This window comes from Roseomonas sp. TS2, assembly GCF_058833935.1.
Map to the genome: position 1 here is coordinate 1 of NZ_JCACVY010000042.1, position 26,893 is coordinate 26,893.

The following is a 26,893-nucleotide window of genomic DNA, read 5'->3' on the forward strand; positions in this document are numbered from 1 at the left end:
GGGCCGGAAGCCAGCCCGCGCCAGCGCCTCGGCGATCTCGATGGTGCCGCGCTCCACGCCGCCGGCCTTGAGGGCGGGGAGCACCTGAAGCACGGCGGGGGCGCGGTCGGCGGTCATGGGCGCGGCATTAGCGCCTGGGCGGGCGGCTGTCAGCAGCGCGGGGCGGCGGCAGGGCACTGGCGGCAAAGTGAGGCGCCGCCCGTCACGCCGCACCCCACATCCCGGGGCGACCCCGAGGCTGCCGGGCAAGACCGAGGAGAAGACCAAGGATGCGGATGCGCGCGACCCTTCCCCTGCTCACCCTGTTGCTCGGCCTCGGCGCCGCGTCGGCCCCGCCCGCCGCCCTGGCACAGGGCACGGCGGAAGGCCCCCGCTACGGCGCCCGGCTGGAGGGATTCGACTACCCCCACCCGGTGCAGGAATTCACGCTGCGCAGCCAGGGCCAGGCGCTGCCCATGGCCTACATGGACATCCAGCCCGAGCGCCCGAACGGCCGCGCCATCGTGCTGCTGCACGGCAAGAATTTCTGCGGCGCCACCTGGGAAGGGACGATCGACGCGCTGCGCGGCGCCGGCTGGCGCGTGGTGGTGCCGGACCAGATCGGCTTCTGCCGCTCCGCCAAGCCGGAGGGCTACCAGTTCAGCCTGCACCAGCTCGCCGCCAACACCCATGCGCTGCTCACCGAGCTGGGCATCCGCCGCCCCGTGGTGATGGGCCATTCCATGGGCGGCATGCTGGCCGCGCGCTACGCGCTGATGCACCCGAAGGAGACCGAGGCGCTGGTGATGGTCAACCCGATCGGCCTCGAGGACTGGGAGGCGATGGGCGTGCCGCACCAGACCATCGACGAATGGCTGGCGGCCGAGCAGCGTACCACCGCCGACAGCATCCGCGCCTACCAGCGCGACACCTACTACGCCGGCCAGTGGGAGGCGCGCTACGACCGCTGGGTGGAGATGCAGGCGGGGCTCTATGCCGGGCCGGGGCGCGAGGCGGTGCTGCGCAACCAGGCGCAGGCCAGCGACATGGTGTTCACCCAGCCGGTGGTGCAGCACTTCCCGCTGATCAGGGTGCCGACGCTGCTGGTGATCGGCGAGCGGGACAACACCGCCATCGGCAAGGCCGCCGCGCCGCCGGAGGTGCGTCGCCGCCTGGGCGACTACCTGACGCTCGGCCGCCGCACCGCCGACGCCATCCCCGGCGCACGGCTGCTGCGCTTCGAGGATCTCGGCCACTCGCCGCAGATCCAGGACCGGGCGCGCTTCCACGCCGCGCTGCTGGAGGCGCTGCCCGCGCTGAAATGACATGCTCTCCCCCGTGGCCAGGGCGCGCGGAAGGCTTTACCAAAGCCGCACCGGCTCAACGGGAGGACTGGCATGAACAAGACCGCGACGGCATTGCCCGAGGATTGGCGCGAGGGCCATTTCGCGCTGCGCATCGAGGGCGCCGACGGCCCGCAGGCCATCGCCCTGGCCGGCGGCCAGGCCTTCGACATGACGCCCGCCTTCGGCACCGTCAGCGCCTGGCTGGCGGCCGAGGACCCGATCGGCGCCATCGCCGCGCGCGGCGAGCCGGTGGTGATCGACATGCCCGCCCTGCTGGCCGGCGGCGGCCCGGCCCGGCTGCTGGCGCCCTTCGACCTGCAGGCGCTGAAGGCCTGCGGCGTGACCTATGTGCGCTCGATGATCGAGCGCGTGATCGAGGAGCGCTGCCGCGGCGACGCCACCCAGGCCGAGGGCGTGCGCGCCGAGTTCCGCGCCATCATCGGCGAGGACCTCACCGCGCTGCGCCCCGGCAGCCCGGAGGCAATGCGCCTCAAGGAGAACCTGCTGGCCCGTGGCTGGTGGAGCCAGTACCTGGAGGTGGGCATCGGGCCGGACGCCGAGGTGTTCACCAAGGGGCAGCCGCTCTCGGCGGTGGGCTCGGGCGCGCATATCGGCATCCACCCCGCCTCCGCCTGGAACAACCCGGAGCCGGAGGTAGTGCTGGCGATCAGCCCGCGCGGCACCATCCTGGGCGCCACCCTCGGCAACGACGTGAACCTGCGCGACGTGGAGGGCCGCTCCGCCCTGCTGCTCGGCCGCGCCAAGGACAACAACGCCGCCTGCGCGCTCGGCCCGGCCATCCGCCTGTTCGATGCCGGCTTCACGCTGGAGGACATCCGCAACGCCGAGATCGCGCTGGAGATCACCGGCCCGGAGGGCTTCCACCTGGCCGAGACCGGCCCGGTGGGCAGCATCAGCCGCGACCCCACCGAGCTGGTGGACCAGCTGGTGAACCCGCACCACCAGTATCCGGATGGCGCGGCGCTGTTCCTGGGCACGCCCTTCTCGCCCAGCAAGGACCGCGACGCCGCCGGCATGGGCTTCACCCACCATGTGGGCGACGTGGTGCGCATCGCGAGCCCCCGCCTCGGCGCGCTGGTGAACATCGTCGACCGCACCGATGCCTGCCCGCCCTGGCGCTTCGGCCTCGGCGCGCTGATGCGCAACCTGGCGCAGCGGGGGCTGCCGCGCGCATGAGCCTCGCGCGGGAGGAGACGGGGCGCCTGCGCAATGCGCGGGGCGAGGAGCTGGCCTGGGCGCGGCTGCCCGGGCGCGGCCCCGGCGTGGTGTTCCTGGCCGGCTTCCGCTCGGACATGGAGGGGGGCAAGGCGCTGCACCTGCGCGAGCGCTGCGCCGCCACCGGGCGCGCCTTCCTGCGCTTCGACTATGCCGGGCATGGCGTCAGCGATGGCGACTTCGCGGCGGGCTGCATCGGCGACTGGGCGGCGGATGCGGCGGAGGTCATCGCCGCGCTCACCGAGGGGCCGCAGGTGCTGGTGGGTTCCTCGATGGGCGGCTGGATCGCGCTGCTGATGGCGCGGCAGATGCCGGAGCGGCTGCACGCGCTGGTCGGCATCGCCGCCGCGCCGGACTTCACCGAGACGCTGATGTGGCCGCATTTCAGCGAGGAGCAGCGCGCCGCCATCCTGCGCGAGGGCGTGCTGGAGCTGCCCAGCCCCTATGGCCCGCCGGTGCCGATCACGCGCCGGCTGATCGAGGACGGAAGGAACCACCTGCTGATGGGCGGCCCCATCCCGGTGGAGCGCCCGGTGCGGCTGCTGCACGGGATGCGCGACAACGAGGTGCCCTGGCGGGTGGCGCCCGAGATCGCCGCGCGGCTGGTATCGGAGGATGTGCGGGTGACGCTGGTGAAGGATGGCGACCACCGCCTCGCCCGCCCCGAGGATCTCGATCTGATCTGGCGCACGGTCGAGGCCGCATCGAACTGACAGAAAAAAGATGGGGGTCCGGGGGAATTCCTTCCCCCGGCCTTTCCTCCCCCTGTCACCCCATGATGCCGATCTGCCACGGCACGAACTCGTGCTTGCCGACGCCGAGATCCTCGCTCTTGCTCTTCTCGCCCGAGGCGACGCGCAGGATGTGCTCGAAGATCTTCTGCCCCATTTCCTGGAGCGAGGCGGTGCCGTCGAGGATCTCGCCGCAATTGATGTCCATGTCCTCCTCCAGCCGGCGGAACATGGGCGTGTTGGTGGCGAGCTTGATGGAAGGCGCGGGCTTGCAGCCGAACATCGAGCCGCGCCCGGTGGTGAAGCAGATGACATTGGCGCCGCCCGCCACCTGCCCGGTGGCGGAGACCGGGTCGAAGCCCGGGCTGTCCATGAAGACGAAGCCCGGCGTCGTCACCGGCTCGGCGTATTTGTAGACTTCCATCAGCGGCCCGGTGCCGCCCTTCATCGAGGAGCCGAGCGACTTCTCGAAGATGTTGGCGAGCCCGCCGGCCTGGTTGCCGGGGCTGACCACGCCGTTGATCTGGGTGTCGCGCCCGGCGGCGTATTCGTCCTTCCACCAGCGGATGCGCTCGATCAGCTTCTCGCCCACGTCGCGGTTGGCGGCGCGGCGCGTCAGCGTGTGCTCCACGCCGTAGATCTCCGGCGTCTCGGAGAGGATGGCGGTGCCGCCATGGCGCGTCAGGATGTCCATGGCGTGGCCGAGGGCCGGGTTGGCGGTGATGGAGGAGAAGCCGTCCGAGCCGCCGCATTGCAGCCCCACCATGATGTGGCTGGCCGGCACGGTCTGCCGCGTGACCTGATTGGCCTCCACCAGCATCTCGCGCACCGCGGCGATGCCGGCCTCGATGCTCTTCCGGGTGCCGCCCGTCTCCTGCATGGTGAAGTGGCGCAGCTTGTCGCTGGCGGCGAGGCCGTGCTCCTGCATCAGCCCGGTGATCTGGTTGCGCTCGCAGCCCAGGCCGATGACCAGCACGGCGGCGATGTTGGGGTGGCGGATATAGCCCGCCAGCGTGCGGCGCAGCAGCTGCATCGGCTCACCGGAGAGCTCCATGCCGCAGCCGGTCTGGTGCGTGAAGGCGGCGACGCCGTCGACATTGGGGAACTCCGCCAGCCGCTCGCTGGTGAAGTGGTCGGCGATGTTCTGCACCACGGTGGCCGAGCAGTTCACCGTGGAGACGATGCCGATGTAGTTGCGGGTGCCGACGCGCCCATCGGCGCGGACGATGCCCTGGAAGGTGGCGCGCTCCGCCTCCGGCACCATCTGCAGCGGCTCGTAGTCCTGGCAGAAGGCGTAGTCGCGGTCGAACTCGGTGAAGGTGATGTTGTGGCCGTGCAGCATGGTGCCGGCCGGCATGTCCTCCGCCGCGAAGCCGATGGTGACGTTGTACTTGAGGATCGGCTCGCCCTTGCGCAGGTGCCGGGTGGCGATCTTGTAGCCCGCCTGCACCGCCTCCCGCGCCACGATGTTCTCGCCGGGGATGGAGGTGCCCGCCTCGACGGGGATGCGCGCCACCACCACGTTGTCATTCGGGTGCAGGCGGATGACGGGGCCGTTCAGGCGCTTGGCGCTCAGGTCGATGAGGGACATGGGGCAGGCTTCCTTGGACGTTTTTCTTGGTTCGTATCGGCCGGCGGGCGCGTCTCAGGCCGGCAGCGGCTCCGGCAGGGCGACGCCGTGCCGCTCGGCCAGCGGGCGCAACCCCTCCATGATGCCGGGCGCCAGCGGCACGCCCTGCTCCAGCGCATCGTCGCGGTGCGCCAGCCCCTTCTCGCCCGGCAGCCGCACGCGGCCGATGCCGGGGCGCGGCGCCGCGGCGCGGCAGGCGGCGGCGGTGTGGCCGGTCTGCCGCTCGAAGGCGGACAGGCCGGCGAAGGCCTCGGGGTCGATCACCTGCAGGAACACGCCGGCCATCATGTTGCGGGCGCCGTCGGCGCGGCCATGGCCCGGCAGGCCCTGGGTCAGCGCCTCGGTCAGCAGCGCCCAGCCATAGCCCTTCTGGCCGTGGTCCAGCCCGCCGGCCGGCTGGATGGCGCCGCCCTGGAACACCACGTTGGGATCGTCGCTCGGGTTGCCCTCGGCGTCCAGCAGCCATTGGTGCGGGAAGCGCTTGCCCTCGCGGATCAGCCGCAGGCTCATGTTGTTGGTGGTGATGGAGGCGCTGATGTCGAGCACCACGGGGGTGCCGCCGGTGGGGAAGCCGGCCGCCATCGGGTCCGGCGCCAGCACGCCCTGGCGGGCACCGAAGGGCGCCACGCTCGCCGTGCCGGGGGCGGAGCTGTGCAGGATGCAGAGCAGCCCGCGCGCCGCCGCCTTCGCCGGATAGACGGCGAGGCAGCCGATATGGTGGCTGTTGCCGATGGCGATGGACACCGTGCCATGGGTCTTCACCCGCTCCATGGCGATGTCCAGCGCCTTCATGGTCAGCCAGCCGCCCGGCAGGCCACGGCCATCCCAGGTCAGGCAGGCGCCACGGTCGGAAAGCACCGCCGGCTCGCCCTCCAGCGTCATCACGCCGGCGGCGATGTCGTCCATGTACTTGGGCAGCAGGCCGAGGCCGTGGGTGATGTGGCCCATCAGGTCGGACTCGACCAGCACCTCGGCCATCACCCTGGCCTTGTCCGCCGGCACGCCGGCGGCGGCGAAGAGGGCGGCGGCGGACCCGACCAGGGCCGTGGCGGGGTAGCGCGGTGTCGCGGCCTGCTGTTCCAGCGCGGCGCTCACAGCCCGGCCTCCCGGCCCATGGACACGCCCAGCCCCATCCCTGCCTTCGCTGACATTCCCGGTTTTTCCTCTTCCCGCACTCATCCGATGATCGCATGATGAAGGGGAAGCCGCAACGCGCCGCGCCCCTGGGCGCAGCCTGGAAGGGGGGGCGGAGCCGGGCAGCCGGGCGCTATTCTCCCCCCGACATCGCCGCCAGTCTGGCGGTGAGGAGGGCGAGCCGGCTCTGCCGCGAGACGCCGAGCTTGCCGAAGACGACCTTCAGCACATAGCGCGCCGTGCCCACCGTGATGCCGAGCTGCCGGCTGGCCTCCTCCGGCGTCACGCCACGCCCGACCTGCGCGGCCAGCCGTGCCTCGGCCGCCGTCAGCCCCATCATACGCAGGGGCAGTTCGGGGCTCGGCAGGTCCTGCTCCGGCATGAAGACGAGCAGCAAGGTCGCCACCCGCCCCTGCTCGCCACGCTGGCCGGGCAGCACGGTGCCAGGCGGAAGGCGGCAGGCGCGCAACAGCAGCGGCCGCAGGCCCGAAGGCTGCGGCAGGGCGAGGAAATTCGTCTCCCATGCCGTGCCAGCGGGCACGTCCGGCATGGCCAGCATGCTGTCCAGCGCCCCCTGGCTGCGCGGGGCGGCGGCCACCAGCCGGTCCTCCCGCAGCAGCAGGCCATCTCCGAGCATCGCGTTCAGATGCGCGTTGGTCAGCAGGACGGCCCCGTCGGCCCGCAGCAGGGCGGCGCCGCACCCGATCCGGTTCAGCAGCTCGGCGACCAGGCCCTCGATGGCGGGAACATCAGGCGGATACAGGGGAGCGATGGGCATGGGGGGTCCTGGCTGGAGGCGCGGCGGGCGCCGCCCGGCAAGCGGCTGGCCGCGCATCAGGCTGCGGCGAACCATCCGCCCGGAACGAAGACAGCAGGGACGGGAGCGATGCGGGTCGCGGAAGGGGCCAGGAGACGACGCACCGCGGAAGCCAGAACTAGAACAAGCGATATACTCTTGATTTCATGAACTTCATCCCGGCCGAGCATAACAGCCACCAACTCCGAACAGCCCAGTAAGGCCCCATATTAATCTCGATTCTAGTGCGCAATATCCCCCATTTGAGGTAAAGTTCCGCTCAAGCCACGGCCCCGCCGCCGAAAACGTCCTGCCAACTGGCCTTCAGCGCGCTGTCCGCCTCCGCCATGGTGACCGGCAGGCCGAGCGCGGCGAGGCTGGTGACGCCATGCTGGCGGATGCCGCAGGGCACGATGCCGCCGAAATGCGAGAGATCGGGCTCCACGTTCAGCGCGATGCCGTGCCAGCTCACCCAGCGGGTGACGCGCACGCCGATGGCGGCGATCTTGTTCTCCCGCACCAGGAAGCCGCCCGGCGCCTTCTCCGCCACCCAGATGCCGACGCGGCCCTCGCGCCGCTCGCCCTTCACGTTGAAGCGGTCCAGGGCGCGGATGATCCACTCCTCCAGCCCGTGCACATAGGCGCGGATGTCGCGCGCCGGCACGCTGCCATGCGGGTGGTTGAGGTCGAGCATCACATAGGCGGTGCGCTGCCCGGGGCCGTGATAGGTCCACTGCCCGCCCCGCCCCGCCGCGTAGACGGGGAAGCGGGCATCGACCAGCCCCTCCGGCGTCGAGGAGGTGCCGGCGGTGTAGAGCGGCGGGTGCTCCACCAGCCACACCCGCTCGCGCGCGCCCTCGGCGCGGATGGCGGCGGCATGGGCCTGCATCTCCGCCAGGGCGGCGGGGTAGTCGGTCAGCCCCTCGGCCACGCGCCATTCGGGGGCGTTGCCGGCGGCAGCCGCCGGGCCGGCTTCAGCTTCGGGCGAAATATCCACATCAAACGTCATGGGGGTTGTTGCTGCCTCCGCGATCATCCGCTATATGCCCGCCCCAGCTTGTTGCTGTCCAACACGCGGTCGTGGCGGAATGGTAGACGCGTCAGCTTGAGGTGCTGGTGGGGGCAACCCCGTGGAAGTTCGAATCTTCTCGACCGCATATTTTTCCTAACTCGCTCGCCCCGCTTGCCACCCGGTTTCAGTCCTTGTGGACAGGCTCCGGCTCCGTCATCGTCCGGGGCACGGAGGTGCCAATGGACGAGGATTTCCGCAAGGCCGCGCTGGACTACCACCGCCTGCCGCGCCCTGGGAAGCTCAGTGTCGAAGCGACCAAGCGGATGGCCACGCAGCGCGACCTCGCGCTGGCCTATTCCCCCGGTGTAGCCGCCGCCTGCGAGGCCATCGCCGCCGATCCCCGCGCCGCCTATGAGATGACCACCCGCGGCAACATGGTCGCGGTCATCACCAACGGCACCGCCGTGCTCGGCCTCGGCGCCATCGGCGCCCTGGCCTCGAAGCCGGTGATGGAAGGCAAGGCCGTCCTCTTCAAGAAATTCGCCGGCATCGATTCGATCGACCTCGAGGTCGATGAGCTGGACCCGCAGAAATTCGTCGACGCGGTGGCGGTGCTGGAGCCCTCCTTCGGCGCCATCAACCTGGAGGACATCAAGGCCCCCGAGTGCTTCGAGATCGAGCGGAGCCTGCGGGAGCGGATGAAGATCCCGGTCTTCCACGACGACCAGCACGGCACCGCCATCATCGTCGCCGCCGCCGTGCGCAACGGCCTGCTGCTGCAGGGCAAGACGCTGGCCGAGGCGAAGATCGTTACCTCCGGCGCCGGCGCCGCGGCGCTCGCCTGCCTCGACCTGCTGGTGGCGATGGGCGCGAGCCGGGACAATATCACGGTCACCGACATCAAGGGCGTGGTCCATGCCGGCCGCACCGAGCTGATGGACCCCTACAAGGCCCGCTACGCGCGCGAGACCGATGCCCGCATCCTGGCCGACGTGCTGGAAGGGGCGGACGTGTTCCTCGGCCTCTCCGCGCCGCGCGTGCTGAAGGCGGAGTGGCTGGGCAAGCTCGCCCCCCGCCCGCTGGTGCTGGCGCTGGCCAACCCCGAGCCCGAGATCCTGCCCGAGGCGGTGCGCGCCGCGCGGCCGGACGCCATCGTCGCCACCGGCCGCTCGGACTACGCCAACCAGGTCAACAACGTCCTCTGCTTTCCCTTCATCTTCCGCGGCGCGCTGGATGCGGGGGCCACCACGATCAACGAGGCGATGAAGGTGGCGGCGGTGGAAGCCATCGCCCGCCTCGCCCGCATCGAGGCCTCCGAGGTTGTGGTGGCCGCCTATGGCGGCACCGCGCCGGTGTTCGGCGCGGACTACATCATCCCCAAGCCCTTCGACCCCCGGCTGATCCTGGAGATCGCCCCTGCCGTGGCGCGCGCCGCCATGGATTCGGGCGTGGCGACCCGCCCCATCGCCGATTTCGCCGCCTACCGGGACACGCTGGAGCGCTTCGTCTACCGCTCGGGCGACCTGATGCGCCCCGTCATCTTCGCCGCCCGCAAGGCGCCGAAGCGCGTGGCCTATGGCGAGGGCGAGGATGAGCGCGTGCTGCGCGCCGTGCAGTCCGTGCTGGATGACGGCATGGCCGAGCCGGTGCTGATCGGCCGCCGCGCCGTCATCGAGGCCAAGGTGCGCGCCATGGGCCTGCGCATGGACCTCGCCGAGAGCGTCCGCCTGCTCGACCCGGAGCAGGACACGGCCATCTTCGCGCCGCTGGTCGATATCTACCGCGCCAAGGTCGGCCGCCGCGGCGTGCCGCCCGATGCCTGCGAGCGCTTCGTCCGCACCCGCCCCACCGTCGCCGCCGCCCTGCTGCTGGAGACGGGGCAGGTCGATGCCGCCATCGTCGGCGGCCAGGGCGAGTGGATGCGCCACTGGCACCAGGCGCACGACGTCATCGGCAAGCGCGCCGATGCCAGCCGCGTCTATGCCCTCACCGGCGTCATCCTGCCCGCCGGCACGCTGTTCTTCGCCGACACGCACCTGCTGGTGGAGCCCAGCGCCGAGCAGGTGGCGGAGATGACGCTGCTCGCCGCCGAGCAGGTGCGCGCCTTCGGCCTGACGCCGAAGGTGGCGCTGCTCTCCCACTCCTCCTTCGGCGCCAGCAACGCGCCCTCGGCCCGCAAGATGCGCGAGGCGCTGAAACTGATCCAGGCGCAGGCGCCGGATCTGGAGGTGGATGGCGAGATGCACGCCGACGCCGCGCTGGTGCCGGCCATCCGCGAGAAGGCGGTGCTCGACAGCCCGCTCTCCGATTCCGCCAACCTGCTGGTGATGCCCAACCTCGATGCCGCCAACATCGCCTACAACCTGGTGAAGGCGGCGGCGGACGGGCTGCAGCTCGGCCCCATCCTGCTCGGCATGAACAAGCCGATCCACGTGCTGGTGCCGAGCGTGACCGCGCGCGGCATCGCCAACCTCACCGCGCTGGCCGCCACCCAGGCCTGAGCGGCCGATTTCTCCGCGCCGGATGCCTTCGCTTCCGGCGCGGCAGGCCCCATCTTGGGGGCATGGCGAATCTTCCAGCCCGCCCCGCCTCGGCCGCCGTGAGCGCCTTCCTGAAGCAGGTGGAGAGCCTGCCGGCGGTGCGCGCCGGCACGCACCGCCCCGGCCGCCTCATCTTCGCCATCGACGCCACGGCCAGCCGCCAGCCGAGCTGGGACCGCGCCTGCGCCGTGCAGGCCGACATGTTCCAGGCCGCCGCCGCGCATGGCGGGCTGGCGGTGCAGCTGGCCTATTACCGCGGCTTCGGCGAGTTCGCCGCCACCCCCTTCCTGACCGACGGGCGGGACCTGGCGCGGCGCATGTCCGGCGTCTCCTGCCTGGGCGGCCATACCCAGATCGGCCGCGTGCTGGCCCATGCCGAGACGGAGACGGCGCGCGAGAAGGTGGCCGCCCTGGTCTTCGTGGGGGACGCGGTGGAGGAAGAGGCGGATGCGCTCTGCCACGCCGCCGGCCGGCTCGGCCTGCGCGGCACGCCGGCCTTCGTCTTCCAGGAGGGGGAGGACCCGGTGGCCACCGGAGTGCTGCGGCAGGTGGCGAAGCTCTCGGGCGGCGCACACCGGCGGCTGGATGGCGGCAGCGCCGCCGCGCTGCGGGAGTGGCTGAACGCCGTGGCGGTGTTCGCCGCCGGCGGCCGGGCAGCGCTGGCGCGGCTGCAGGGCAGCGCCGCCCGCACCCTGGCGGCACAGCTTCCGGCCCCGCCCCGGTGATGGCGCGGCCATGATCTGGCTGCTGGGCGCGCTGGCGCTGCTGGTGCTGCTGGCGGCGCTGGCGCAGGGCTTCGCCACCGCCAGCGTGGCGCAGGTGAAGCGCACCGCCGTCATCCTGCTGGCGGTGGTGGGCCTCGGCACCTTCGGGCTGCTGCTCTACAGCGGGCGGGTGGCGCAGGCCATGCCGGCCCTGCTGGCCATGGCGCCGCTGCTGCTGCGGCTCTGGCGCGGCTGGCGGCAGGCGCGGCGCTTCGGGGCGCCGGGCGAGCAGGCTTCCAGCCTCAACACCGCCATGCTGGCCATGCGGCTGGACCTTGCCAGCGGCACGCTCTCCGGCCGGGTGCGGGAGGGCCGCTTCGCGGGGCGGGAGCTGGGCGAGCTGGCGCAGGGCGAGCTGCTGGCCCTGCTGGCCGAATGCGAGGCGCAGGACCCGGAAAGCGTGCCGCTGCTGGAGAACTGGCTGGACCGCGCCTGGCCCGACTGGCGCGCGGCGTACCACCAGGAGCACGGGCATGGCCGGGCGGCCGGCCCCGGGGAGATGGACCGCGCCGCTGCCCTCGCCCTGCTCGGGCTGGAGGAAGGGGCGGACGCGGCCGCCATCCGCGCCGCGCACCGGCGGCTGATGCGGGCCGCGCACCCGGATCGTGGCGGTTCTGCGGCGCTGGCCGCGCAACTCAACAGGGCCCGCGATCTTCTGCTAGGTTGAATTCACGGAATCACGTCTGACCGATGAATTGCCGCGGCTGTTGCGGCGTGGCAATGCTGCGCCAGGACAGCCTGAATTTCGCCACCGCCCCGTGGCCGAATGCACCGACCACAGACTGGAGGACCAGCCGAGTGACGAAACCGTTGAAGAAGGCCGTGCTGCCCGTGGCCGGCCTGGGTACGCGTTTCCTGCCGGCCACCAAGGCCCTGGCCAAGGAGATGCTGCCCGTCGTCGACAAGCCGCTGATCCAGTACGCGGTCGAGGAGGCGCGCGCCGCCGGCATCGAGCAGTTCTGCTTCGTCACCGGCCGCGGCAAGACCGCCATCGTCGAGCATTTCGACGTGGCCTATGAGCTTGAGAAGACCCTGGAAAGCCGCGGCAAGCTGGATGTGCTGGAGGAGCTGCGCGCCCAGGCGCAGATGCCCGGCAGCATCACCACCGTGCGCCAGCAGGTGCCGATGGGCCTCGGCCACGCCATCTGGTGTGCCCGTGCCTTCATCGGCAACGATCCCTTCGCGATCCTGCTGCCCGACGACCTGATGCTCTGCAAGACCTCCTGCACCAAGCAGCTGGCCGACGCCTATCTGGAGACCGGCGGCAATGTCGTGGCCGTCGAGGAAGTCCCGATGGAGCGCGTCAACAAGTACGGCGTGCTGGACATCGCCGAGGACAAGGGCCGCCTGGTCTCGGTCAAGGGCCTCGTCGAGAAGCCGAAGGTGGAGGACGCGCCCTCCAACCTCACCGTCATCGGCCGCTACGTGCTGATGCCGGAGGTGCTGGAGCATCTCGCCAAGATGGAGAAGGGCGCCGGCGGCGAGGTGCAGCTGACGGATGCGATGGCCAAGCTCATCGGCACCCAGCCCTTCCACGGCCTGCGCTACGAGGGCCGCCGCTTCGATTGCGGCGACAAGGTGGGCTTCCTCGAGGCGCAGATCGCCTTCGCCTTGCAGCGGCCGGACATCGCCAAGGCGGTGCACGACTTCCTGCCGAAGTATGTCTGAGGCCGGCTGATGCGCATCGCCATGATCGGGGCCGGCTATGTCGGCCTCGTCTCGGGCGCCTGCTTCGCGGAGTTCGGTGTCGATGTCTGCATCGTCGACACCGATGCGGGGAAGATCGAGGCCCTGCATGCGGGGCGCATCCCGATCTACGAGCCGGGCCTGGACCGGCTGGTGGAGGAGAATGCGCGCGATGGCCGGCTGACCTTCACCACCGACCTGAAGCAGGCGGTGCGCGGCGCCGACGCGGTGTTCCTGGCGGTGGGCACCCCCACCCGCCGCGGCGACGGGCATGCCGACCTCACCTATGTCTTCGCCGCCGCCGAGCAGGTGGCCCGGGCGGCCGAGGGGCCGCTGGTGGTGGTGACGAAGTCCACCGTGCCGGTGGGCACCGGCCGCAAGGTCAAGGAGATCGTCCGCGCTGCCCGCCCGGATCTCGAGATCGAGGTCGCCTCCAACCCCGAGTTCCTGCGCGAGGGCAACGCCATCGGCGATTTCATGCGGCCCGACCGCGTGGTGATCGGCACCGAATCCGAGCGCGCCCTGGCCGTGCTGAGGCGGCTCTACCGCCCGCTCTACCTGATCGAGACGCCGGTGGTGGCCACCTCGATCGAGACGGCGGAGCTGATCAAGTACGCCGCCAACGCCTTCCTGGCGGTGAAGATCACCTTCATCAACCAGATGGCCGATCTCTGCGAGAAGGCCGGGGCCGACGTGCACGACGTGGCGCGCGGCATGGGGCTCGACGGCCGCATCGGCCGCAAGTTCCTGCATGCCGGGCCGGGCTATGGCGGCTCCTGCTTCCCGAAGGACACGCTGGCGCTGGCCCGTACCGCGCAGGAGCTCGGCGCGCCCGCCACCATCGTCGAGCAGACCATCGCCGCCAACGAGGCGCGCAAGGCGCAGATGGCCGAGCGCGTCATCGCCGCCTGCGGCGGCTCGGTGGAGGGCAAGACCATCGCCGTGCTGGGCCTGACCTTCAAGCCCGAGACGGACGACATGCGCGACGCGCCCTCGCTCGTCATCGTCCCGGCGCTGATCGCGGCCGGCGCCACGGTGCGTGCCTACGACCCGCAGGCCGGTCACGCCCGGCAGGTGCTGCCCGATACGCTGCACTTCGCCGGCAGCGCGATGGAGGCCGTCAAGGCCGCCGACGCCCTGGTGCTGATCACCGAGTGGAACGAGTTCCGCGCCCTCGCTCCCAAGAAGCTGAAATCCGCCATGCGCGGCCGCGTCATCTGCGACCTGCGCAACGTCTGGGACCCCGCCGCCATGCGCGAGGCAGGGTTCCACTATTCCTCCATCGGCCGACCCTGAAGAAGGATCCCCGGATGACCGCCTTCCGCCACGAGTTCCACCCCACCTCGCTCCGCGAGTACGACATCCGCGGGATCGTCGGCAAAACCCTCTCCGGCGCGGATGCCTTCGCCATCGGCCGCTGCTTCGGCAGCATCGTCGCGCGCGGCGGCGGCAAGAAGGTGGCGGTGGGCTATGACGGCCGCCTCTCCTCGCCCGAGCTGGAGGCGCAGCTCGTCGCCGGCCTCGTCGCCTGCGGCCTCGAAGTGGCGCGCATCGGCTGCGGCCCGACGCCGATGCTCTACTACGCCGCCTATTCCCTCTCCGCCGACGGCGCCGTCATGGTCACCGGCAGCCACAATCCGCCGGACTACAACGGCTTCAAGATGATGCTGGGCAAGAAGCCCTTCTTCGGCAGCCAGATCCAGGAGATCGGCCGCATGGCCGCGGCCGGCGACGTGGTGCCCGAGGCCTCCGGCTCCTCCACCAGCGTCGATGTGTCCGAGGACTACATCGCCCGGCTGCTTAAGGACTATGACGGCGGCGACCGCGCGCTGAAGGTGGTGTGGGACCCGGGCAACGGCTCCGGCGCCGAGATCACCAAGCGGCTGGTGGCGAAGCTGCCCGGCGAGCACACCGTCATCAACGGCGAGATCGACGGCAACTTCCCGAACCACCACCCCGACCCGACCGTGCTGAAGAACCTTCAGCAGATCATCGCCGAGGTGAAGGCCAAGGGCGCCGATCTCGGCATCGCCTTCGATGGCGATGCCGACCGCATCGGCGCCGTGGATGGCGAGGGCAACATGCTGTTCGGCGACCAGCTCCTGGTGGTGCTGGCGCGCGACGTGCTGAAGGCCAATCCGGGCGGCACCATCATCGCCGACGTCAAGGCGAGCCAGGTGCTGTTCGACGAAGTGGCCAAGGCGGGCGGCACGCCGCTGATGTGGAAGACCGGCCACTCCCTGATCAAGGCCAAGATGGCCGAGACCAAGTCGCCGCTGGCGGGCGAGATGTCGGGCCACATCTTCTTCAACGACAAGTGGTACGGCTTCGACGACGCGCCCTACTCCGCCATCCGCCTGCTCGGCATCGTGGCGCGCGCCAGCGAGAGCCTGGCGCAGATGCGCGACGCGCTGCCCAAGGTGATCAATACCCCGGAACTCCGCTTCGACTGCCCGGATGAGCGCAAGTTCGGCGTCATCCAGGAGGTGAAGGGCCGCCTCGCCGCTTCCGGCGCCAATGTGCAGGACGTGGACGGCGTGCGGGTGCTGACCGAGGATGGCTGGTGGCTGCTGCGCGCCTCCAACACCCAGGCGGTGCTCGTCGCCCGCGCCGAGGCCAAGACCGAGGAAGGGCTGGAGCGCCTGAAGGCCCTGCTGGCCGAGCAGGTGACGGCCTCCGGCCTCGCCGTGCCGGATTTCTCGGGTGAGAACGCCGGGCACTGAGAGCATGGCCAGGGGGCTCCGCCCCCTGGACAGACGGATCTGCTCCGGGGGGCTCCGCTCCCCGGAGACCGGCATCAGGGGAAGCATCTTCCTCTATGGGACGCTGCTGGAGGCCAGGACACTGGCGAGGCAGTCGGGCGACGGCACCCTCCACCGCCGGGCCATTCCCGCCATGCTCCACGGCTACCGGCGCGGCAGACTGCGCGGCACCCCCTTCCCCACCTTGCTTCCAGACCCTGGCGGCCACGTCCAGGGCCTGCTGATCCGGCCCACGGCGAAGGCCCTGGCGCGACTGCACGCCTATGAGGGGCCGCCCTACCGGCTGGTGCCGCTGCGGGTGGAGACCCGGCGCGGCATCCGCTGGGCGCGCGCCTGGGCGGTTTCCCGCTGGCGCGCGGCCTGAAGAGCCCTACTGCGGGTGGACGGGCGGCACCCGCGCCCAGCCCTTCGGCCGGCGCACCCGCTCGCGCAGGAAGGTCATCACCCCCGAGAGGATGATGATGGCGACGCCGAGTGCCATCACCGGCTCCAGGTGGTCGCCGAAGATGAGGTAGCCGAAGGCGATGGCCCAGAGCATCTGGCTGTACTGCGCCGGCGCCACCAGACTGGCCGGGATGCGCTGCGAGGCCAGCATCACCAGGATGTTCCCCGTCGCCATCAGCAGCCCGTAGCCCATCAGCAAGGCCCATTGCACCGGCGTGGGCCAGACGAAGGCCGGCAGCATCAGCAGCCCGCACCCCACCACCGGCCCGATCAGCCCGGCGCCATAGAGCGAGAGGCGCGACTCGCTCTTCCCGTGGGCACGCATCATCACCACCGTCACGGCGCCGGAAAGCCCGCCCACCATGGCGCCGAGATGGCCGATGTTCAGCTCGCGGAAGCCGGGCCGCAACACCACCAGCACGCCGGCGAAGCCCAGGAGGACGGCACACCAGCGCCGCCAGCCCACCGCCTCACCCAGGAAGCTCACCGAGAGCAGGGTGACGAAGGTCGGCATCAGGAACAGCAGGCAGAAGGCCTCGGCCATCGAGAGATGAGTGAAGGCGGTGACGCTGCCCAGCGCCCCGGTGAAGGCGGCCCCGGCGCGCAGCAGCCACATCGGCCGGCTGCGGGCGCGGAAGATGTCGGTCAGCCGCTCGCCGGGCGCCCGCAGCAGCGGCAGCGCCACCACGCCGGAAAGCGCGCCGAAGAACACGGCCTGATAGGCGCCGAGACTGCCATGCAGCAGCTTCACCGAGGCATCACTGATGGCGTATGCGGCAAAGGCCAGGAAGGCGAGCAGGATGCCTTGCGGCGTGGAACGGTCCATGAGATGCCCGGAAAGATCGTGCTGCGGTGCGGTGTGACCCAGCAGGCCAAAGCCCGCCAGGGCTCGAAAGGTTACAAATCGAAGCGCGCCTACCGCGCCTTGGAGGAAGCCCCATGCTGCAACGCCCCCCCGCCGAGCCTGGCATGCCCGAGGAGGAGGTGGACACCCCCGCCCTGATCCTCGACCTCGACGCGTTCGAAGCGAATCTGGACGCCATGGCGGCCTTTCTGGCGCCGACCGGCACAAAGCTACGGGCGCACGCCAAGACGCACAAATCCCCCGTGGTGGCCTTGCAGCAGATGCGCCGCGGCGCCGTCGGCCAATGCGTGCAGAAGGTGGCCGAGGCCGAGATCCTGGCCTGGGGCGGCGTGCCGGACATCCTGGTGAGCAACGAGGTGGTGGCGCCGCGCAAGCTGGCGCGTCTGGCCGCCCTCTCCTCCATCAGCCGCGTGGCGCTCTGCGCCGACGACGCGGCGGGCGTCGCGCTGATCGAGCAGGCGGCCGAGGCCGCCGGGCTGCGCATGACGGTGCTGGTGGAGATCGATGTCGGCGCCGGCCGCTGCGGCGTGGCCCCGGGGCCGGAGGCGGTGGCCCTGGCGCAGCGCATCGCCGCCAGCCCGCACCTGATCTTCGGCGGGCTGCAGGCCTATCACGGCCGCGCCCAGCACATCCGCAGCCCGGAAGGCCGCGCCGAGGCCATCGGCAGCGCCGTGGAGCACACCAGGCGCACCGTGGAGCAGCTGCGCCAGCAGGGGCTGGATTGCGCCATCGTCGGCGGCGCCGGCACCGGCACCTTCCGGCACGAGGCGATGAGCGGCGTCTTCACCGAGATCCAGGCCGGCTCCTACGCCTTCATGGACGCGGACTACGCCGCCAACGAGGAGGCGCCGCCCTTCCGCCACGCGCTGTTCCTGCTCTCGCAGGTGATGAGCACGCCGAAGCCGGAGCTGGCGGTGCTGGATGCCGGCCACAAGGCGGCGCCCACCGACTCGGGCTTCCCGAAGGTCTGGCAGCGCCCCGGCCTGCGCTACGCCGGCGCCTCGGACGAGCACGGCAACCTGGTGGTGGAGGGCGGCACCCGCCCGAAGCTCGGCGAGAAGCTGCGCCTGGTGCCCGCGCATTGCGACCCGACGATCGACCGCTACGACTGGTTCGTGGGCGTGCGGAACGGCCGCGTGGAGTGCCTCTGGCCGATCGCCGCACGGGGAGCGATGAGCTAGGTATTCTTCTTTTTCTGAAGAAAAAGAAGCAAAAAGACTTTGTCAGTTTGGCTTAGCGCTAAACTGACAAAAGTTTTTTGGTTCTTTTTCCCAAAAAAGAACCCTTAGCCTTCTTTCTTCTTGAGCAGGAACAGCGCCTGCTCCCCGAACAAATTGGCCAGCTTCACCGAGCGCTTCCACGGCGCCCGCAGGCCCTTCTCGTCCACCGCCAGCCACTCCTCCACCGCGTAGCCGTCCCGCTCGCACAGATCGATGAAGTCGAGGATGGTGCAGGGGTGGATGTTGGGCGTCTCGTGCCAGGGGCGGCCCCAGGTCTCGGTCATCGGCATGCGGCCGGTGAGCAGCAGCTTCATCCGCACCTCCCAATGGCCGAAATTCGGGAAGGAGACGAGGGCGTGCCGGCCGATTCGCAGCATCTGCCGCAGCACCTCGCGCGGCTTCTCCACCGCGTGGATGGTGCGGGAGAGCACGACATAATCGAAGGCGTCGTCCGGGTAGAAGGCGAGATCGTTGTCGGCGTCGCCATGGATCACGGCGAGCCCCTGGGCCACGGCGGCGGTGGCCTGCGCCATGTCGATCTCGATGCCGCGCGCATCGGCGTTCTTCTCGCGCTCCAGGTGCTCGAGCAGCGCGCCGTCGCCGCAGCCGATGTCGAGCACCTTCGCCCCGGCCGGGATCATCTCCGCGATCAGCCGCAGATCGAGGCGCATGTTCTTGGCGACGAAGCGAACCGGTGACGGCGTATCGGACAAGGCGGGAAGATCCTGGGCCGCGAGGTGGGGCGGGATCGTTACTCCCGCCGGGGAGCCGAGGCAAACCCCCCGGCCCTGGGGAGGCCATGAAAAAAGGGGGCCTCGCGGCCCCCTCTCCATGACAGTGGCTGCCGGGCGCCGCTCAGGCGGCGCGGAGCGCCCGCGGCAGGTCGGCCACCGCGCTGTCGATCAGCTTGGCATCGGCCTCGGCGGTCAGCTCGGTGGCGATCACCTCGCGCGCCGCGGCGGCGGCCACGGTGGCGGCGGCCTGCCGCACCTCGGCCAGGGCACCGGCCTCGGCGGCCTGGATGCGGTCCATCGCCATCTGCTCGCGGCGCTTGGCGGAGGCCTCGGCCTCGGCGGCGGTCGCTGCGGCGAGGCGCTCGGCCTCGGCCTTGGCACGGGCCAGCAGGGTCTCGGCCTCGGCCAGGGCGGCGGCGCGGTCGGCCTCCGCCTGGCGGCGCATCGCCTCGGCCTCGGCGCGCAGGCGCGCGGCCTCATCGAGGGCGGTGCGGATCTTGGCGGCGCGGGCGTCCAGCGCCTCGGTCGCCTTCGCCCAGATCATGCGGCCCAGCAGGACCACGAAGATGACGAAGGAGACGGCGACCCAGAACTTCGGGTTCAGCCAGAAATGCTCGTAGTGGTGCATCGTGCCCGCTCCTTACGCCTTGCCCTGGGTGGCCAGCTCGCGCTGCACGGCGGCGGAGACGGCGGTCTCGTTCTTGATTCCGGACAGGCGCTGCACCAGGGCATTCGCCGTGTCGGTGGCCACCTCGCGCAGCGCGCCCATGGCGGTGTCGCGGGCGGCGTTGATGCGGGCCTCGGCGGCCTCGATCTGCTGGCTCAGGCGCTCGTTCAGCGCGGCGCTGCGCGCGGCGGCGTCGGCCTGGGCGGACTGGGTGGCCTCGGCGATGGCAGTCTGGCTCTCGGCGCGGGCGCGGGCGGTAGCGGCCCGGTGGGCCTCCATGGCGGCGTCGGCCTCGGCCTTGGCGGCGCGGGCGGCCTCGAGGTCGCCCTCGATGCGGTTGCGGCGCTCATCCAGCACGGAGGCGACGCGGGGCAGCGCGATATTGGCCAGCGCGTAGTACAGGACACCGAAGATGATCAGCAGCCAGACCACCTGGGCGAGCATCAGCGGATTGCCGAAATCCAGCTGCGGCATGCCGCCGCCAGAGGCTTCCGCCGCCGCGACCGACTGTGCCTCAAGGCCGCCGGGCGCCACGGTTGCCGCCATCGCCTGGGCACCGAGGCTGTAGAGCGCGGCCGTCACGCCGGCGAGGGTCATCCGCTTCATCATCTGCTTCCCTGCAATTGGCGCCCCGGATTCGGTGGGGCGCGGCGGCTGCCGCGCCCCGGCCGGATCAGGTGAACAGGATCAGGAAGGCGATCAGCAGCGCGAACAGCGCCACGGCTTCCGTCAGGGCGAAGCCCAGGATGCCGATCGGGAACACGGTGTCGCGCGAGGCCGGATTGCGGGCCACGGACGCGATCAGCGTCGAGAAGATGTTGCCCAGCGCCAGGCCGACGCCGAACAGGGCGAGGACGGCGATGCCGGCACCGATCGCCTTCGCAGCAAGCACGATTTCCATCAGAGTGATCCCTTCGCTGATCTGATGTTGGTCCGCGAAACGCGGGTCCCGTAGAGACGTGGCCCCCTTGTGGGGACTGACCCCGTCAGTGCAGGTGCACCGCGTCGTGCAGATAGATGCTGGTGAGGATGGCGAACACATAGGCCTGCAGGAAGGCCACCAGGAGTTCGAACCCGACCAGGAGGACGTTGACCGAAAGCGGCAGCACCGCGAGGAGCGGGCCGACGATGCCCAGGCCGCCCAGCAGCACGACGAAGGTGGCGAACACCTTCAGCAGCACGTGGCCGGCGACCATGTTGGCGAACAGACGGACGGAAAGGCTGATCGGCCGCGAGAGGTAGGACACCACCTCGACCGGCACGATGATGGGGGCGAGCCAGAGCGGCGCGCCCTCGGGGAAGAAGTAGCCGAAGAACTTCTTGCCGTGCAGCGCCAGCGCGACGATCGTCGTCACCAGGAACACCAGGAAAGCCAGGCCGAAGGTGACGGCGATGTGGCTGGTGTAGGTGAAGGCGTAGGGGAACAGCCCCAGCACGTTGCCGAACAGCACGAACATGAACAGGGCGAAGACGAAGGGGAAGTAGCGCTTCCCCTCATGCCCCACCTGCCCGATGACGAGGTTCTCGACGAATTCGTAGAAGGTCTCTGCCAGCGCCTGGAAACGGCCCGGGACAACGGCGCGCGGCGCCATGCCCATGATCATCACCAGCACGATCACCACAGACGCCACCAGCATGTGTGCGTTGGACTGGGTGAAGTTCACCGCCGCGCCAATGGGCCCGAAGGCGTGCGTCAGCTCGAACTGGCTCAGCGCGTCGATCGTCTTGCCTTCGGCGGCCACTGTGGCTCTCCCGTATCCGGTGCTACTTGCGCGCGCCTGTCCGGGGGTTGAACAGCCGATAGACGTTCATCACCCCGGCGACACCACCCACCACGAAGAAGACCATGAAGAGCCAGGGAAAACTGCCAAGCCAGCGGTCAAGCAACCAACCGAGCCCGGCGCCGGCGATCAGGGCGGAAACCACCTCGACGCCAGCCCGCATGCCGATCTGCAACGCGCCGCCGGGAAGGGCGTTGGAGCCCTCGCCGCCAGCCTTGTCAGCACCCTTCTCCAGACCCTGGCGTTGCCGGGCCTGCTTCAGGCGCTCGTTGAAATCGTCGCGTTCGTTCACCCTTGCTCCTGCGGTCCCCCCGCCGGAAGGCTGGACGGCTCGTAAGGGGGCGTTCATGGGGTGTCAAGGGCATGACGCATTGCGGCCGGCCAGCTCGACCGGCCGCGGCACCGCCCCGCGGCGGTAGAGCGCCGCGATCTCGGCCGCCGGCATGGGGCGGCCCAGCAGGAATCCCTGCGCCACGTCGCAGCCCAGTTGGCGCAGCACGGCGAGCTGCTCCGCCGTCTCCACCCCCTCCGCCACCACCCGCACGCCGAGGCCGCGCGCCAGCCGCAGGATGGTGTCGACGATCCAGCGGCTGTTGCAGTTCTCGGGGTGCAGCTCCCGCACGAAGGTGCGGTCCACCTTCAGCACGTCGAAGGGCAGGTGCTGGAGATAGCCGAGCGAGGAGTAGCCGGTGCCGAAATCGTCCAGCGCCACGCGCACGCCCAGCCGGTGCAGCGCCTCCAGGGCCAGCTGCGCCGCCTCCGCGCTATGGATGAAGACGCCTTCCGTCAGCTCGATCTCCAGCAGGCGCGGCTGCACCCCGCCCTCCTCCAGCGCCGCCGCCACCATCCGCACCGCCTGTTCGCCGGCGAAGAGATTGGCGGAGAGGTTGACCGCCACCGGCACCTCCAGCCCCTCCTCCTGCCAGCGCCGGATCTGCCGGCAGGCCTGCCGCAGCACGTAGCGGCCCAGCGCCTCGGCCATGCCGGATTCCTCGGCCAGCGGCACGAAGCGGGCGGGGGAGATGGGGCCGCGCACCGGGTGGTTCCAGCGCAGCAGCGCCTCGCAGCCCACCGGCCGCAGCGAGGCGATGGAGAATTTCGGCTGGTAGACCAGCGCCAGCGCCTCCGCCCGCAGGGCCTCGGCCAGTTCCAGCGCGAGCTGCCGGCGCTCCTGCAGCGCCTCCTCCATGGCCGGGTCGAACAGCACGGCGCGGCCCCTTCCCTCCGCCTTGGCGCGGTAGAGGGCGATGTCGCTGCGCTGCTGCAGCACCGCGGCGCTCCTGCCATGCTCCGGGCCGAGCACGGTGCCGACGCTGATCCCCGAATGCAGGGGGCGCCCCTCGAGGTGGAAGGGCTCGGCCATCGCCCGCACCAGCCGCGCCGCCAGCTCCCGCGCCTCGGACGCGTCGGGGACGCCGGGCTGGATCACCGCGAACTCGTCGCCGCTGATGCGGGCCAGCATGTCCCCCGGCCGCAGGCAGCCCAGCATGCGCATGGCCGCGGCCTGCAGCAGCTGGTCGCCGGCCGGGTGGCCCAGGCTGTCATTCACCGCCTTGAAGTTGTCGATGTCGATGCCGTGCAGGGCGAAGCCGCCATCTCCCCCGGCCAGCGCCTGGGCCAGCGTCCTGTTCAGCCGCTCGCCGAACAGCAGCCGGTTGGGCAGGCCGGTCAGCACGTCGTGCTCGGCCATGTGCCGCACCCGCTCCTCGGCCATCTTCCGGTCGGAGATGTCGAGGGAGACGAAGACCACCCGCCCGGGCGCCCCGTTGCCGTCATCCACCGCCACGGCGGTGCCGAGCAGGGCGCGCTGCTGCCCGCCCTGGTCCGTCATCGCCCGCTCCAGGAAGGGCAGCGGGCCTTCGCAGGCCAGCGCCTGTGGCAGCCGCTCCAGATCCCCCGGCGGCAGGCCCAGCGCCTCCGGCCGCCGCCCGATCACCGACGCCTCGGTGACGCCGTGGAAGCGCGCATAGGCCTCGTTGACGAAGAGGTGCCGGCCCTGCGGGTCGAAGACGCTGATCATGGCGGGCAGGCTGTTCATCAGCGCGAGCAGCGTGCGCTCCGCCTCCGCCTGCCGGGCCATGGCGGCGCGGGCGCTGGTCAGGGACCGGTGCGCCCGGCGCGATTCCAGCGCCAGCATCAGGATCAGCAGCGCCACCGACACCAGCAGCCCGACCGCGCAGAACAGGAACAGCCATTTCTGGCCGCGCAGGTCGCCGAGCAGATGGTCCACGGCCTGGCGCTGCTCCAGGTGCAGGTGGCGGTTCGCGTCGTGCAGCTGGTCCCGGAGGCGGGCCAGGGTGAGCTCGATCCGCCCCACCGCCGCAGGATCGCCCGCCATCAGGACCCGCAACGCCACCTCCATGGCGTCGAGGTCGCGCAGCATGGCCGGCGCCAGTGCGTGCAGCCGTTCCATGTTGGCGTATTCCTCGGGACCATCGCCGCTCTGCAGCAGGATGATGCGGCTGTAGAGCACCTCGAACTGCTCCTCCAGCCGCTCGGCGTCCAGCCGGCCGCCCAGGTATTGGTGCAGGTTGCTCTCGAACTGCGCCGCCTCCAGGGCGGCGTTGCTGCTCAGCCAGAGAGCGCTGCGCCGGACCTTGGCTTCCTGCCGGTACTTCCCGGGAAGATGCGCCAGCGAAGCGCCGAGGGAGATGACGAACAGCAGCGCCGTCAGGCCGAGGCCGAGACGCACGAGGCGCCGCCCCTGCCACAGCCAGCGCAGCAGGCCCCTCCCGCCGGTGTGTCCCTGCCCGGCCCCGCCTTTCGCCGCAGGCCCGCCGGCGTGCGGCGGCACCGCTACACCGCCTCGATGCTGCGCAGCTGCCAGATGGACCGCTCATAGAAGAGCGGCCTCTGCAGCGCCGGCCGCTCCGACCACGGATAGACCAGCCAGACCGGCCCGCGGTCGCGCACCCGCATCGGCTCGCCATCCAGCCGGGTGGCCAGGACGGCGCCGTGCCGCGCGCCGTCCTCGCGTGGCACCACGATCTGGTAGCGGTTGATGGCGGTGCAGCGCAGGGTTTCGCCCCCGGCCTGCACCGCCGCCAGCAGCCGTTCCAGCGGCACGCCGGAGAAGTTCTGCGGCCCCTGCGTCCAGGGCGTCTCGGTCCGCAGGGCGACAAGGCCGAGCCCCTCCAGCCGGGAGAGGGAGAATGGGTGCGCTCCGCCTTCGGCCGGGGCCACCCGCCCGGAGACGCTGAGGATCACCCGGCTCTCCACCGCGCCGTCCGGAGCCGCGGCCTGCGCCTGCGCGCACCCGGTACCGGCCAGCCGGAGCCCTGGAACGAGCAGACCGGGAGCCAGGAACAGGGCTTCGCGACGCAGCATGATCTCGCCTTTCGGTGTGGCGCCCACTCCAGGCCCCCGGATGGCAAGCTACCCGCCTTCATTCAAGAACGCGTTAACTTGTGCCTTCCACCATGTCCACCGCCGCCTCGAGATCCACGGAGAGGAGCCGGCTGACGCCACGCTCCTGCATGGTCACGCCATAGAGGCGGTGCATGCGGGCCATGGTCAGCGGGTGGTGCGTCACCACCAGGAAGCGGGTGCCGGATTCGGCGGCCATCGCCTCCAGCAGGCCGCAGAGCCGCTCCACATTGGCGTCGTCCAGCGGCGCGTCCACCTCGTCCAGCACGCAGACCGGCGCCGGCTGGCAGCGGAACACCGCGAAGACCAGGGAGAGCGCCGTCAGCGCCTGCTCGCCGCCCGAGAGCAGCGAGAGGGTGGCGAGCTTCTTGCCGGGCGGCTCGGCATAGATCTCCAGCCCCGCCTCCAGCGGGTCGTCCGAGCCGACCAGCGCCAGATGCGCCCGCCCGCCGCCGAACAGCTTGCCGAACAGCGCACGGAACTCGGCATCCACCCGGTCGAACACGGCGCGCAGCCGCTCCCGCCCCTCGCGGTTCAGGTGGCCGATCGAGCCGCGCAGCTTGGCGATGGCGGCGCCGATCTCCTCGCGGTCGCCATCGATGGCACCGATGCGCTGGTCCACCTCAGCCATCTCCTGCTCGGCGCGCAGGTTGACCGGGCCCATATCCTCCCGCTCCTTGGCCAGCCGCTCGGCCTTGCGGCGGGCGCGCTCCTCGGCGGCCTCGGAGAGGTCCTCGGGCGGCGGCGGCAGGGCGGGCGCATCGCCCAGCCGCTCGGCCAGGCGCTGCGCCACGGCGGCGGCCCCGGCCTCGGCCGCCTGCGCCGCGGCCTCGGCGCGCAGCTGCGCCTCGCGTGCGGCGGCAAAGGCGGTGTCGGCGCGGCGGCGGGCCTCAGCGGCTTCGCGGTCCTCCGTCTCGGCGGCGCGCAGGCGGGTGGCGGCGGCGGCGTGCTCGGCCTCCGCCTCGGCCAGCAGCCGGGCGGCGGCGGCGCGGCGGGCGGCCGCCTCCTCCGGCGCGGCGGCGGCAGCCTCGCGCGCCGCCTCGGCCTCGGCGGCGCGCTGGCGCAGCGCCTCCAGCCGCGCGGACGCCTCGGCCTCGCGCCCGGCCCAAGATTCGCGCTCGGCGCCGATCGCCGACAGCCGCGCGGCGGCGCGCTCGCCCTCGGCCGCCAGGGCGGCGGCGGCGTCGCGCGCGGCGGCGGCGCGGGCACGGGCCTCGGCCTGGCCCTGGCGGGCCGCCTCCACCGCCCGGCGCAGGGCGGCGAGGTCGGGCGCGCCGGCCAGCGCCGCCCCGGCCGCGGTGAGCAGGCGTTCCGCCTCGGCGCGTTCCTCGGCGGCGTGGGCGAGCTGCGGCGCCAGCGCGGCCAGCCGGCTTTCCGCCTGGGCGGCGCGGCTGGCCAGCCGGCTCTCCTCGGCGCGCGCCACCTCCAGGGCGGTCTCGGCCTTGCGGCGGGCGTCGCGGGCGGCGGTTTCCTCCGCCTGGGCGGCGGCCTCGGCGCGGGCGGCCTCGTCCCGCGCGGCACGGGCGGCGGCCGGGTCGGGCAGCGTGGCCAGTGTGGCGGCGGCGGCCTCGCGCGCGGCCTCGGCGGCGCGCAGCTCCGTCTCCAGCCGCTCGATCTGCGGCCCCAGCATGGCAAGCCGGCCCTCGGCCCGGGCGGCGGCGGCGGCGAGGCGGGATTCCGCCTCCCGTGCCCGCGCCAGGGAGGTCTCGGCGGCGGCGCGGGCGGCGCGGGCGGCACCCTCGGCCTGGGCGGCGCGCGCCTCCTCGTCGCGCGCGGCCTCGGCGGCGGCGGCGGCGGTCCCGGCGGCGGCGGCGGCCTGCTCCAGCGCGGCCTCGGCGGCGCGCAGGCGGTTGCGCTGCGTCAGCCGCACCGCGCCCGCGCTCGGCGCGCCGGCACGGGCGCAATGCCCGTCCCAGCGCCACAGCGCGCCCTCGGCGGAGACCAGGCTCTGGCCGGGGCGCAGGCGGGGCAGCAGCGCCTCGCCCGTCGCCTCGTCCGGCACCAGCCCCACCTGGGAGAGGGCGCGCGCCAGGGCGGGCGGCGCCTCCACCCGCGCAGCGAGCGGCTCGGCCCCCTCCGGCAGGGCCGGCGCGGCATCGAGCGGCGGCAGGTCGCGCCAGTGGCGCGGCGCGGCGGCGTCGGCCGGGCTGTCCAGCGCCTCGCCCAGCGCGGCGCCGAGCGCGGCCTCCAGCCCCGGCGG

The 26,893-nt window shown here is 71.8% G+C and carries 25 protein-coding genes, 1 tRNA gene and 1 pseudogene; 12 read left to right on the forward strand and 15 right to left on the reverse strand.

Going from position 1 to position 26,893, the window contains the following annotated elements:
• Positions 1-117, reverse strand: a pseudogene (locus ACZJYS_RS09405) (glycosyl transferase); the annotation flags it as partial.
• Positions 118-275: 158 nt separating this feature from the next.
• Here ACZJYS_RS09405 and ACZJYS_RS09410 point away from each other — a divergent pair.
• The 3 genes from ACZJYS_RS09410 to ACZJYS_RS09420 all read left to right on the forward strand — a co-directional run bounded on the left by ACZJYS_RS09410 (position 276) and on the right by ACZJYS_RS09420 (position 3,274).
• Positions 276-1,304 (forward strand): alpha/beta fold hydrolase, encoded by a 1,029-nt coding sequence (locus ACZJYS_RS09410; RefSeq protein WP_493177439.1) that lies wholly within the window; start codon positions 276-278, stop codon positions 1,302-1,304.
• A 72-nt stretch (positions 1,305-1,376) separates the two neighbouring features.
• Positions 1,377-2,522 carry a fumarylacetoacetate hydrolase family protein gene (locus tag ACZJYS_RS09415; protein ID WP_379651937.1) on the forward strand — a complete coding sequence of 382 codons (1,146 nt, stop codon included), beginning with the start codon at positions 1,377-1,379 and terminating at the stop codon, positions 2,520-2,522.
• Positions 2,519-3,274 carry an alpha/beta hydrolase gene (locus ACZJYS_RS09420; RefSeq protein ID WP_493177441.1) on the forward strand — a complete coding sequence of 252 codons (756 nt, stop codon included), beginning with the start codon at positions 2,519-2,521 and terminating at the stop codon, positions 3,272-3,274. Before ACZJYS_RS09415 ends, ACZJYS_RS09420 begins: the two co-directional genes overlap by 4 nt.
• Before the next feature lie 55 nt (positions 3,275-3,329).
• Here ACZJYS_RS09420 and ACZJYS_RS09425 read toward each other — a convergent pair whose 3' ends face one another.
• The 4 genes from ACZJYS_RS09425 to lipB form a co-directional block, all read right to left on the reverse strand.
• On the reverse strand, positions 3,330-4,883 hold the full coding sequence (locus tag ACZJYS_RS09425; protein WP_493177443.1) for a UxaA family hydrolase: 1,554 nt from the start codon (positions 4,881-4,883) through the stop codon (positions 3,330-3,332).
• A gap of 54 nt (positions 4,884-4,937) precedes the next feature.
• Positions 4,938-6,017, reverse strand: a complete 1,080-nt coding sequence (locus ACZJYS_RS09430; protein ID WP_245906552.1) for an Ldh family oxidoreductase — start codon at positions 6,015-6,017, stop codon at positions 4,938-4,940.
• 172 nt (positions 6,018-6,189) lie between these two features.
• Positions 6,190-6,834 (reverse strand): helix-turn-helix transcriptional regulator, encoded by a 645-nt coding sequence (locus ACZJYS_RS09435; protein ID WP_109518271.1) that lies wholly within the window; start codon positions 6,832-6,834, stop codon positions 6,190-6,192.
• A 298-nt stretch (positions 6,835-7,132) separates the two neighbouring features.
• The gene (gene lipB / locus ACZJYS_RS09440; RefSeq protein ID WP_493177446.1) at positions 7,133-7,861 is read right to left on the reverse strand and encodes a lipoyl(octanoyl) transferase LipB; all 729 of its coding nucleotides are present in this window, start codon (positions 7,859-7,861) and stop codon (positions 7,133-7,135) included.
• A 65-nt stretch (positions 7,862-7,926) separates the two neighbouring features.
• On the opposite strand from lipB, the gene ACZJYS_RS09445 reads away from it, so the two are divergent.
• From ACZJYS_RS09445 to ACZJYS_RS09480, 8 genes are all read left to right on the forward strand, one after another.
• Positions 7,927-8,009, forward strand: a tRNA-Leu gene (locus tag ACZJYS_RS09445).
• A 94-nt stretch (positions 8,010-8,103) separates the two neighbouring features.
• On the forward strand, positions 8,104-10,365 hold the full coding sequence (locus ACZJYS_RS09450; RefSeq protein WP_493177448.1) for an NADP-dependent malic enzyme: 2,262 nt from the start codon (positions 8,104-8,106) through the stop codon (positions 10,363-10,365).
• Between the two features lie 62 nt (positions 10,366-10,427).
• Positions 10,428-11,129 (forward strand): hypothetical protein, encoded by a 702-nt coding sequence (locus ACZJYS_RS09455; RefSeq protein WP_109518268.1) that lies wholly within the window; start codon positions 10,428-10,430, stop codon positions 11,127-11,129.
• Between the two features lie 10 nt (positions 11,130-11,139).
• Positions 11,140-11,835, forward strand: a complete 696-nt coding sequence (locus ACZJYS_RS09460; protein ID WP_493177450.1) for a hypothetical protein — start codon at positions 11,140-11,142, stop codon at positions 11,833-11,835.
• A 131-nt stretch (positions 11,836-11,966) separates the two neighbouring features.
• The gene (gene galU / locus ACZJYS_RS09465; RefSeq protein ID WP_109518266.1) at positions 11,967-12,836 is read left to right on the forward strand and encodes a UTP--glucose-1-phosphate uridylyltransferase GalU; all 870 of its coding nucleotides are present in this window, start codon (positions 11,967-11,969) and stop codon (positions 12,834-12,836) included.
• Positions 12,837-12,845: 9 nt separating this feature from the next.
• On the forward strand, positions 12,846-14,150 hold the full coding sequence (locus ACZJYS_RS09470) for a UDP-glucose dehydrogenase family protein (RefSeq protein WP_109518265.1): 1,305 nt from the start codon (positions 12,846-12,848) through the stop codon (positions 14,148-14,150).
• 14 nt (positions 14,151-14,164) lie between these two features.
• Positions 14,165-15,577: a phosphoglucomutase/phosphomannomutase PgmG gene (pgmG, locus tag ACZJYS_RS09475; RefSeq protein WP_493177453.1), complete on the forward strand. Its 1,413-nt coding sequence runs from the start codon at positions 14,165-14,167 to the stop codon at positions 15,575-15,577.
• A 4-nt stretch (positions 15,578-15,581) separates the two neighbouring features.
• On the forward strand, positions 15,582-15,980 hold the full coding sequence (locus ACZJYS_RS09480; RefSeq protein WP_493177455.1) for a gamma-glutamylcyclotransferase family protein: 399 nt from the start codon (positions 15,582-15,584) through the stop codon (positions 15,978-15,980).
• A 6-nt stretch (positions 15,981-15,986) separates the two neighbouring features.
• On the opposite strand, the gene ACZJYS_RS09485 is transcribed toward ACZJYS_RS09480, so the two are convergent.
• A complete protein-coding gene (locus ACZJYS_RS09485; RefSeq protein ID WP_493177457.1) occupies positions 15,987-16,886 on the reverse strand; it encodes a DMT family transporter in 900 nt (299 codons plus the stop codon).
• Between the two features lie 113 nt (positions 16,887-16,999).
• On the opposite strand from ACZJYS_RS09485, the gene ACZJYS_RS09490 reads away from it, so the two are divergent.
• Complete coding sequence (locus tag ACZJYS_RS09490; protein ID WP_109518261.1) at positions 17,000-18,106, forward strand: DSD1 family PLP-dependent enzyme; 1,107 nt, start codon at positions 17,000-17,002, stop codon at positions 18,104-18,106.
• A gap of 104 nt (positions 18,107-18,210) precedes the next feature.
• Here the strand turns inward: ACZJYS_RS09490 and metW are convergent, their stop codons facing one another.
• The 9 genes from metW to ACZJYS_RS09535 all read right to left on the reverse strand — a co-directional run.
• The gene (gene metW, locus ACZJYS_RS09495; protein WP_109518327.1) at positions 18,211-18,816 is read right to left on the reverse strand and encodes a methionine biosynthesis protein MetW; all 606 of its coding nucleotides are present in this window, start codon (positions 18,814-18,816) and stop codon (positions 18,211-18,213) included.
• A gap of 184 nt (positions 18,817-19,000) precedes the next feature.
• On the reverse strand, positions 19,001-19,507 hold the full coding sequence (locus ACZJYS_RS09500; RefSeq protein ID WP_493177460.1) for a F0F1 ATP synthase subunit B: 507 nt from the start codon (positions 19,505-19,507) through the stop codon (positions 19,001-19,003).
• A 12-nt stretch (positions 19,508-19,519) separates the two neighbouring features.
• Positions 19,520-20,152: a F0F1 ATP synthase subunit B family protein gene (locus ACZJYS_RS09505; RefSeq protein ID WP_245906549.1), complete on the reverse strand. Its 633-nt coding sequence runs from the start codon at positions 20,150-20,152 to the stop codon at positions 19,520-19,522.
• 67 nt (positions 20,153-20,219) lie between these two features.
• Positions 20,220-20,447: an ATP synthase subunit C family protein gene (locus ACZJYS_RS09510; protein WP_076959667.1), complete on the reverse strand. Its 228-nt coding sequence runs from the start codon at positions 20,445-20,447 to the stop codon at positions 20,220-20,222.
• Between the two features lie 85 nt (positions 20,448-20,532).
• Positions 20,533-21,288 (reverse strand): F0F1 ATP synthase subunit A, encoded by a 756-nt coding sequence (locus tag ACZJYS_RS09515; RefSeq protein ID WP_109518259.1) that lies wholly within the window; start codon positions 21,286-21,288, stop codon positions 20,533-20,535.
• A gap of 22 nt (positions 21,289-21,310) precedes the next feature.
• Positions 21,311-21,619, reverse strand: coding sequence for an AtpZ/AtpI family protein (locus ACZJYS_RS09520; protein WP_109518258.1), 309 nt, complete (start codon positions 21,617-21,619; stop codon positions 21,311-21,313).
• A 63-nt stretch (positions 21,620-21,682) separates the two neighbouring features.
• Positions 21,683-24,121: a putative bifunctional diguanylate cyclase/phosphodiesterase gene (locus tag ACZJYS_RS09525; protein ID WP_493177463.1), complete on the reverse strand. Its 2,439-nt coding sequence runs from the start codon at positions 24,119-24,121 to the stop codon at positions 21,683-21,685.
• Between the two features lie 2 nt (positions 24,122-24,123).
• On the reverse strand, positions 24,124-24,654 hold the full coding sequence (locus ACZJYS_RS09530) for a putative pterin-binding protein (protein WP_493177465.1): 531 nt from the start codon (positions 24,652-24,654) through the stop codon (positions 24,124-24,126).
• A gap of 73 nt (positions 24,655-24,727) precedes the next feature.
• Positions 24,728-26,893: coiled-coil domain-containing protein (locus ACZJYS_RS09535; protein ID WP_493177467.1), on the reverse strand; the 2,166-nt coding region annotated here is incomplete at its 5' end.